Genomic DNA, 1,740 nt, shown 5'->3' with positions numbered 1-1,740 from the left:
ACCTTACTCACCTGACCCTGTGGTGTATAAACATGTGGCTGGCTCTGTCTCATTTTTGCAAAATATAGCTGGGCTAATAGCTCTTAGCAAAACAAGGTATATAGATAAAAAATATACGCCATTTTTATAGTATTATTCGTTCATTCACACTTGATTCATGCACTACCCCCTCTTACACACTACAAATTATTTTATATGAAATCGTATATTTATCTACATGCTCGGGCTCTTCCATATGATTATCAATATTTGACAAATCAATTACAGTATTAAAATTAACATCGGAAACGATTAAACTAAAAAAATCTTCAGTATAAATTAGCTCTGAAAAATATCTTTTCAAAAAAACATAATTTAAATAAAAAATCGGATATGCCTGATCTAAAAATCCCATCTTATTTAGTTTGCAAGTTCTTCCAGAGTATAAAACATATAAATGTTCATTTAAAGAATAGAATTTATCCAATAGCGCTGTAAATTCGTCATTAATATTATTTTTATGTATATATTCACTATTATTTCTACCTGAGAATCTGTTATATACTTCGACAGAATCAGGTATAGTTAAAACTCTCTTTGCATGCTTCAATAGCTTAGACATGCATATATCTTTTTTCCATAAATCCAGTATTTTTATTTGATTTTCTTTGCATTTACTCAAGTCTGGCTTAAATAACATAAATGTTTCTCCACATAAATTAATAACTAATTAAAACTATGTTCAAATGTCATTCCATCAATTTTCCTATATTTCCATGCACCATTTTTAAATGTTGCTACATTATTTCCATCCATTTTAGCTGGTCCAGCATGCCAATGTGGACAAAGGTGTTGTTCATCTTGTTGATGATGTGAAATAACGATTGGCTCACCTCCATTTGGATCACTATACAAATACTGTTCCCATCCTTGTATACTTCTACTTGCTATAGGCTTAGTTCCAGGAGAGATTCCAGCAGCAGTTAAAGCCTGATTCTTAGCTACATTCCTTTTTGGATATTGTTCACAAGGTCTAGGTTTATTCGCCATACATTGCCCAACCATTGTCTTGGTTCCGCTTACCGTCATGGCGTGATTTACTGAATATATAGCTCCCGCACCAATTACTGCTGTTCCAGCATTTTGACCTGCCCCAGTCGTGATAGCTGCCCTTGTAGCATTAGTTACCCCAGTCCTACTGCCTGTCGTTAATAGAGCTCTTATGCCTAATACAACTAGTGGATGCAACCCTAACGGATCTACCCACTCATTCACATTCTGTGCAAACCGATACAAATTCTCTCCACCCGCTAACCCTATCGGGTCTTGAGTTGTAAATCGTCCGACTGTCGGTTCATAGTAACGGAAGAAGTTATAATGTAGCCCTGTCTCTTTATCAAAGTACTGGTTTTGCAGTCTTAACGGCTGGTGAACGCCTTTCAGATTATGTTCGCCTTGCAGTTCGCCCCAACCCTTATAGCTGGCGTGCCACAGTAGGTTGCCCTGTTGGTCGGTCAGCTCTCTCGGTATCCCGATTTGGTCGCAGTGGTAGTAAGCGGTTTGTTTATCGCCATTTTTTACAACCTGAATTTGTGCCAACGGTTCGTAACTCTCCGGGTGGGTGTAAATGTAGGTGTAGCGATTTTCTCCGCTCTGTTCTTGGATTAAATGGCTGCCGTCCCACACAAAATCCGTTTCCAGATTTTCGTGCGTTGCCGACCGCTTGCAAATCCGTCTGCCCAGTGGGTCGTAGCGGTAGTG

General features: G+C 38.3%; 2 protein-coding genes. Both read right to left on the bottom strand.

Annotation, left to right across the window (positions count from 1 at the left end):
- Window positions 1-172: 172 nt before the first annotated feature.
- On the bottom strand, window positions 173-679 hold the full coding sequence (locus RO21_RS11870) for a hypothetical protein (RefSeq protein WP_047977992.1): 507 nt from the start codon (window positions 677-679) through the stop codon (window positions 173-175).
- A gap of 26 nt (window positions 680-705) precedes the next feature.
- Window positions 706-1,740: RHS repeat-associated core domain-containing protein (locus RO21_RS13260; RefSeq protein WP_193789298.1), on the bottom strand; the 1,035-nt coding region annotated here is incomplete at its 5' end.

Source organism: Muribacter muris (genome assembly GCF_001038205.1).
Taxonomy (GTDB): domain Bacteria; phylum Pseudomonadota; class Gammaproteobacteria; order Enterobacterales; family Pasteurellaceae; genus Muribacter; species Muribacter muris.
This window is presented reverse-complemented; position numbering and strand designations above follow the sequence as displayed.

Coding starts and splice junctions, on each gene's coding strand:
- RO21_RS11870 (WP_047977992.1), bottom strand. CDS start 679: ATGTTATTTAAGCCAGACTTGAGTAAATGCAAAGAAAATCAAATAAAA.